A 6,241-nucleotide genomic window follows, 5' to 3' on the forward strand; every position below is an offset into this window, starting at 1 on the left:
GAGACGCGGGCCGGCCGGGGGCGTTCAGGGTGTCCGCGAATTCGTGTGCTCAGCGCACCGTCGTGCGGACGACGGGCGAGACCGCGCCGCCTCCGACGATCCGGAGCGCGTTCTCACCCTTGATGCCGAGCTTCACCCGCAGGCTGTAGCTGTTGCTGCCGGTGGTCCTCATGGTGGCGGGGAGCGAGACCCAGCGGTTGCCCTGCTTCTGCTGGAGGGCGACGGGCGTGCCGGAGCGGATGTTCTGCGCGGAGCCGTGGATGCGGAACTCCTGCCAGGCGCCGACGCTGTCCACGGTCACCTGCGCGGTGAGTGCGGGCCGCGTCGCGAGGTCCTCCGCGCTCGCCCCGGCGGGCGGTGCGGGGACGTCGGACGACGCCGCTGCCCCGCCCACCGCGCCGGCCAGCACCGCCGCTGTCAGCAGGGCTGCCGCCGATGCGCGCCTGAATCGGTCCATGAATGGCTCTCCTTCGTGCACAAGCGTGATCAGTGAGATCCCGGAGCGCCAAACCTAGACATAATTCACATAATCTCCATGTAGGGACACGCCGTCAGAAGCGCAGGACCGCCGAGATCCGGCCGTGGTCGGCGAGGGAGTCGTCCGCGACGAACGCCACCTCGCAGCCGCTGTCCAGTGCCGCTTCGATGAGCTCGTCGACGATGTCCTCGCGGACCTGGTCGTCCGCCTCCCGGGTTCCTGCCGCCTCGACCGGCTCCAGGTGCTCGTCGGCGACCCTGACCGTCTGCTGGAAGTGCTCCTCCACCGCGACCAGTCCGGCGCGGCCCTCCCGTACCGCCGCCCATACCTCGTCGAGTCCGCCGGCGAAGGAGCGGCTGCCCCGGGCGTTGTCGAGCCTGCCCTGGATCTCGGAGGCGGCCTGCTTCCGCCGGTCCTCGAGTGCGGGGCGCAGGTCCTTGAGCAGCTCGGCCGCGGTCGTCTCCGTGGTCGTTCCCTTCGCGACCCTGCCGATCGCCGACTTGGAGCTCTCGCCGACCTCGTCGAGGAGTGCGAGTGCGGGGGCGAGGCCGACCAGGAACAGCGGCCGCGGGTCCGCAGCGAGAACCGCGCGGAGCTTCTCGTCGACGGAGCGCAGGAAGTTGCGGGCGTCCTCGCTGCTGTAGGTGCTCGGGGTGTCGCCGATCCGTTCCTCGCGCTGGGGGTTGGGTGCCTCGTGCGGAGCGGTGAGGGGGAATCCGCCGGTCCGCTCGCCGCGCAGGTCGTCGTTCGTGCCGGACCACAGGGTGGCGTGCTCGGCGGAGACGGCGAGTACCCAGAAGAACTGGGCCCCGGCCTTCGCCGCGACCAGGTTGCGGGTGAGGTAGGTGTCGCTGAGGACCACCCGTTCGGGTGCGGTGCGGGGCAGTTGCCAGATCTGGTAGCCGTCGGCGTCCGCGAGGATGACCAGAGCCTCCAGGGCGCGGCGCTGGTCCACCTCCTCGGCCGCCCGCTGGAGCTGGGCCTTCACCGCGGCCCCGGCCTCGCGGGTGACCCGGGGGTCACCCTCCAGCCGGTTGCCCGCCTCGGCCACCAGATTGCGCAGCCGCACGGAGTCCTGGGCGTTGTCGGGCGCCCGGCGGTGGGTCGGCATCGTCAGGGACAGGGCCGGATAGGGCCTGGTCGCTCTCAGTTCCTGCAGCAGACCGGCGGTCAGGGCGTCCGTATCCATCGTTCCCTCCCGGAGGGTTCGGGGTTCGCGGTGCTGGGGTGCCCGCCCCCACGGAGAGGTGCGGGCCGTGCGGGCGGTGCGGGTCGTTCGGCGAGTCAATTCATACCTTTTGATCCTAATATGAGCGAATTGTTACGTTTCTCTCCGGAGGTATGCGATGTCCACGCTCACCGTGTGGAAGTTCCAGTCGGCCGAGGGTGCCGAGAACGTGGAGACGGCCCTGAAGTCCCTCCAGAAGGAGGGGCTGCTCAAGATCCTTGACGCAGCCGTCGTGACATGGCCGGCCGGGAGCTCGAAGCCGAGGACGAAGCAGCTGATCAACCTCGTCGGCGCGGGTGCGCTGAGCGGCACCTTCTGGGGCATGCTCTTCGGGCTGATCTTCCTGATGCCGCTGCTCGGGGCGGCCATCGGAGCCGCGGCCGGGGCGCTCGGCGGGAAACTCGCCGACGTCGGCATCGACGACGACTTCATCGCCGAGGTCAAGCAGAAGGTGACGCCCGGGACTTCGGCGCTCTTCCTGCTCACCATGAACGAGGTGCCCAGCCGGATCGGCGAGTCCCTCCCCGGTGGCGGCGCCGAGCTGCTGCACAGCAACCTCGACGCCGAGCGCGAGGCCAAGCTCCGCGACATCTTCGGTGACGAAGCGGAATGAGCGGAGGGAGGCCGTTCTGCTCCGCCGGGACGGAACCCGGAACGGATCCGGGATGACCGCGTCCGAGGCCGTCACGGACGCCCTGCGCGAACTGCACGCCCGATTCGGCGGCATGAGCGGCGGAGAACGTGCCGACTACATCCCCGAGTTGACCAGAGCCGACCCGGACGACTTCGGACTGGCGCTCGTCAGCATGGACGGTCACTGCTACAGCGCAGGGGAGGCGGACGTCCCCTTCACCCTGCAGTCGGTCTCCAAACCCTTCGTCTACGCGCTCGCCCTGTCCTCGCTCGGCCTCGACGAGGTCGGCCGGTGGGTGGGCGCCGAACCCAGCGGAGAGGCCTTCAACGCCATCAGCCTGGAACCCCGCACCGGCCGGCCGGCCAACGCCATGGTCAACGCCGGAGCCATCGTCACCACCGCGCTGGTGCCCGGCACCCGGGACCTCCCCGCCTTCGACCGCATCCTGATCTGTCTCAGCAGGTTCGCCGGACGCCGGCTGGACGTCGACGAGGAGGTCTACGTCTCCGAGGCGGCGACCGGGGACCGCAACCGGGCGCTCGCCTACCTCATCCGCAGCACGGGCACCCTGCACGTCGACCCCGTGGCCGCGGTGGACACCTACTTCCGGCAGTGCTCGGTGCGGGTCACCGCCGTCGACCTCGCGGTGATGGCCGCCACGCTCGCGCACGGCGGCGTCAACCCGATCACCAGCGAGAGCGTCGTCTCCCCGGCCGTCGCCGCTCAGGTCCTCGCGGTCATGGCCACCTGCGGGATGTACAACGCCTCCGGCGACTGGCTGCTGAGGGTCGGCCTGCCGGCCAAGAGCGGTGTGTCGGGCGGGCTGATCGCCGCAGGCCCGGCACGCTTCGGCCTCGCCACCTACAGCCCGCTGCTGGACCCGGCGGGCACCTCGGTACGCGGACATGCGGCGCTCGGCGCCCTGTCCGAGCGCCTCGGGCTCCACCTCATGAGGAACCCGGCGCTCCCCGGCTCCACCGTCACGCTGGCCACCACCGCCGACGTGCTGCCCTCGGCCCCCGCGAGCCGACGGGAGCGTGCCCTGCACGAACGGGTCGGCATCGTCGCGGCGCAGGGCGCCCTCGACTTCACCGCCGCGGAGCGTGTCCTCTACGCCCTGGACGAGTCGGGCCCCGAACAGACCGGTTCCGTCGTGCTCGATCTGCGCGAAGTGACCGGGGCCGACTCCGTGGCCCTCACCCTGCTGCACGCCGGTCTGGCCCGTCTGGCCGAGGACGGGCGCCGCGCCGCCGTCGTCGACCCGGGCAACCGGCTGGGCCCGCCCGACCTCGTCCGGGAGCGGACCGGCCAGGACCTGCCGCGCTACGGCACCCGCGAGGAGGCCGTGGAACGCTGTGCACAGGCCCTGGCCGGCCCCGGCTGAGCTCTACCAGATGGCCTCGACCCATTCGGGGTGGTCGATGAACGGGTTCCGGTTGTGCTGGTACGTGTCGAATATGACGTCGTTGCGGTGCTGCTCGAAGCTGTCCGGCGGGTCCTCCTGACTCCACTGCTTGAGCACGGAGAGCCGCCCGATGTTCGGGGCCGAGCCGTTGCTCACGCTGTCGTTCGGTTCGAGGTCGGCGAAGGCGTCGTCACCCTCGTACCGCACGGCCATGTAGAGGATCATCCGGGCGACGTCGCCCTTGACCGCGTCGCGCGGCTCGAAGGAGTCGCTGTCGGTGTAGTTGCCGGGCGCCCCCGACACGCTGCTGCCGCCGTTGTCGAAGTCCTTGTTGCCGCGGATGGAGTTGACCTGGACGTCCTCGGGACGCAGGTGGTGGATGTCGGTGCCGGGACCCGTCGCCGTACCGAAGTCGCCGTGCGACTTGGCCCAGACGTGCTCGCGGTTCCAGTCACCGGTGTCGCCCCCGTTGTCGCTCTTGGACTGGGAGCGGCCGGTGTAGAGGAGGATGACGTTCGAGGAGTTGGACGGGTCCTCGTCGGTGGCCTTGAGCGCGTCCCAGACCTGGCTGTAGGAGAGCTTGGTCTGCTCACTGATGATCGTGTGCAGGGAGCTCTTGAGCGCGGTGCCGGTCTTGCCGAGGGCGTCCTGGTAGTACGTGTCGTCGAGGGCGGTGGGCGACGCCGGGGCGGCGGTCGCGTCCTTGGGGGTTGCGGCGGGTGCGGTGGCCGCGACGCCGGTGATGACGGCGATCGCGGCAGCTGTTGCCAACAGTGGACGCGCGTAGAAATGGCGACGACTGGACATGTGGGGTGTCCTCTCCGAAGCTGCGGGAATCGCGCCGCCGGCGGGGAAGGCAGGCGGGGAAGCGGTGCCACGGCGGCCATGTGATGTCTGGTCAGCCGGGAGCCTTCCACACGCACCGTGCCAGTCGTGTGAACGTTGCGTATTCATCATGTGCAGGTCAAGTGACGTCCTGCCGTCCCGGCAGGCGGGCATCGGATGCGGCGACGCCGCCCCGGCGCGAGAATTACCGCAAGGACGAGGAGGCGGCATGAGCGAAGAGTCCGAATCCGTATCCGTACCCGTGCCGGAGATCAGGGGGGTGACCCCCGACCGTCTGCTGCACACCGGCGCGAGCGACCGGCCCGCCGCGGAGGATCTGGTGCTCGCCTCCGGGCGGGATCTGACCCCCGCGACCCTGAAGTGGGCGCAGCGCAGGCTGGCCGAGGAGGGTCGGTCGGCCATTGACAAGCAGCTTCCGTAGAGGCCCTGGGCGGGGAGCGTGCGGGGTGCTTCCCGCCACTCGGTTAGCCTGAACGCAATATGAACCGTTTGACTACGTCACAGGGTGGACTCGATCTCGCCCGATTCCCCGAGGACCCGCGCGACCCGTTCCGTGCCTGGGACGCCGCCGACGAGTACCTGCTGCGCCGGCTGGAGGATCCGGAGGGGGACGAGCCGGTCGACCTTACCGGCGAGGTCGCCGTGGTCGGCGACCGCTGGGGCGCGCTCGCGACCGCGCTCGCCGGACACCGTCCCGTGCAGATCACCGACTCGTACCTCGCCCAGCGGGCGACCGTGGCCAACCTGGCACGCAACGGTGCGGCACCCGACTCCGTCCGGCTCCTTTCGGCGCGCGACACCCCGCCGGAGCGCATCGACGTCCTGCTCGTACGGGTGCCGAAGAGCCTCGCGCTCCTCGAGGACCAGCTGCACAGACTCGCCCCCGCCGTCCACGCCGGCACCGTCGTCATCGGCACCGGCATGGTCAAGGAGATCCACACCTCCACCCTGAAGCTCTTCGAGCGGATCATCGGACCGACCCGCACGTCGCTCGCGGTGAAGAAGGCCCGGCTCATCTTCTGCACCCCGGATCCGGCCCTGCCCCGGACCCCCAGCCCCTGGCCCTACCGCTACGACCTGCCCGAGGACGTCGGTGCCGTCTCCGGCAGGACCGTCACCAACCACGCCGGGATCTTCTGCGCCGAGCGCCTGGACATCGGCACCCGCTTCTTCCTGAAGCACCTGCCCGTACGCACCGGCCCGGACCATGTCGTCGACCTCGGCTGCGGGAACGGCGTCGTGGGCACCTCCGCCGCGCTCGCCAACCCCGAGGCGTCCGTCACCTTCATCGACGAGTCGTACCAGGCGGTCGCCTCCGCGGAGGCGACCTTCCGGGCCAACACGGGGGCGGACACCAAGGCCGACTTCCTCGTCGGTGACGGGCTCGCGGACGTGCCCCCGGGGAGTGTGGACCTCGTCCTCACTAACCCGCCGTTCCACTCCCACCAGGCGGTCACGGACGCGACCGCCCGCACCATGTTCCAGGGAGCGCGGGCCGCGCTGCGCCCGGGCGGTGAACTGTGGGTCGTCGGCAACCGGCACCTCGGGTACCACACCCAGCTGCGCCGGACGTTCGGCAACTGCACCACCGTCGCGGGCGACCCGAAGTTCGTGGTCCTGCGGGCCGTCAAACGCTGACCCGCGGGCGAC

Annotated in this window: 7 protein-coding genes; 4 read left to right on the top strand and 3 right to left on the bottom strand. The window is 70.6% G+C overall.

Annotated elements, in window-relative coordinates:
* Window positions 1-49: 49 nt before the first annotated feature.
* Both ACFQ6X_RS35010 and ACFQ6X_RS35015 read right to left on the bottom strand, forming a co-directional pair.
* Window positions 50-457 (bottom strand): hypothetical protein, encoded by a 408-nt coding sequence (locus tag ACFQ6X_RS35010; RefSeq protein WP_383187974.1) that lies wholly within the window; start codon window positions 455-457, stop codon window positions 50-52.
* 94 nt (window positions 458-551) lie between these two features.
* Window positions 552-1,667 (bottom strand): chemotaxis protein, encoded by a 1,116-nt coding sequence (locus ACFQ6X_RS35015; protein WP_383187977.1) that lies wholly within the window; start codon window positions 1,665-1,667, stop codon window positions 552-554.
* A 157-nt stretch (window positions 1,668-1,824) separates the two neighbouring features.
* On the opposite strand from ACFQ6X_RS35015, the gene ACFQ6X_RS35020 reads away from it, so the two are divergent.
* Together ACFQ6X_RS35020 and glsA are read left to right on the top strand one after the other, a co-directional pair.
* Entirely contained in the window at window positions 1,825-2,319 is a 495-nt protein-coding gene (locus tag ACFQ6X_RS35020; RefSeq protein WP_383187980.1) for a DUF1269 domain-containing protein, read from the top strand.
* Window positions 2,320-2,371: 52 nt separating this feature from the next.
* Entirely contained in the window at window positions 2,372-3,724 is a 1,353-nt protein-coding gene (glsA, locus tag ACFQ6X_RS35025) for a glutaminase A (RefSeq protein WP_383187983.1), read from the top strand.
* Between the two features lie 3 nt (window positions 3,725-3,727).
* On the opposite strand, the gene ACFQ6X_RS35030 is transcribed toward glsA, so the two are convergent.
* Window positions 3,728-4,552, bottom strand: coding sequence for an endonuclease I family protein (locus ACFQ6X_RS35030; RefSeq protein WP_383187986.1), 825 nt, complete (start codon window positions 4,550-4,552; stop codon window positions 3,728-3,730).
* 247 nt (window positions 4,553-4,799) lie between these two features.
* On the opposite strand from ACFQ6X_RS35030, the gene ACFQ6X_RS35035 reads away from it, so the two are divergent.
* On the top strand, window positions 4,800-5,012 hold the full coding sequence (locus ACFQ6X_RS35035) for a hypothetical protein (protein ID WP_383187989.1): 213 nt from the start codon (window positions 4,800-4,802) through the stop codon (window positions 5,010-5,012).
* A gap of 59 nt (window positions 5,013-5,071) precedes the next feature.
* Window positions 5,072-6,229 carry a methyltransferase gene (locus ACFQ6X_RS35040; RefSeq protein ID WP_383187991.1) on the top strand — a complete coding sequence of 386 codons (1,158 nt, stop codon included), beginning with the start codon at window positions 5,072-5,074 and terminating at the stop codon, window positions 6,227-6,229.
* The last annotated feature ends 12 nt before the right edge of the window (window positions 6,230-6,241 follow it).

Origin of the sequence: Streptomyces sp. NPDC056452, from assembly GCF_042796085.1 — a bacterium.
GTDB lineage: Bacteria > Actinomycetota > Actinomycetes > Streptomycetales > Streptomycetaceae > Streptomyces.

Coding starts and splice junctions, on each gene's coding strand:
- ACFQ6X_RS35040 (WP_383187991.1), top strand. CDS start 5,072: ATGAACCGTTTGACTACGTCACAGGGTGGACTCGATCTCGCCCGATTC.
- ACFQ6X_RS35030 (WP_383187986.1), bottom strand. CDS start 4,552: ATGTCCAGTCGTCGCCATTTCTACGCGCGTCCACTGTTGGCAACAGCT.
- ACFQ6X_RS35020 (WP_383187980.1), top strand. CDS start 1,825: ATGTCCACGCTCACCGTGTGGAAGTTCCAGTCGGCCGAGGGTGCCGAG.
- glsA (WP_383187983.1), top strand. CDS start 2,372: ATGACCGCGTCCGAGGCCGTCACGGACGCCCTGCGCGAACTGCACGCC.
- ACFQ6X_RS35015 (WP_383187977.1), bottom strand. CDS start 1,667: ATGGATACGGACGCCCTGACCGCCGGTCTGCTGCAGGAACTGAGAGCG.
- ACFQ6X_RS35035 (WP_383187989.1), top strand. CDS start 4,800: ATGAGCGAAGAGTCCGAATCCGTATCCGTACCCGTGCCGGAGATCAGG.
- ACFQ6X_RS35010 (WP_383187974.1), bottom strand. CDS start 457: ATGGACCGATTCAGGCGCGCATCGGCGGCAGCCCTGCTGACAGCGGCG.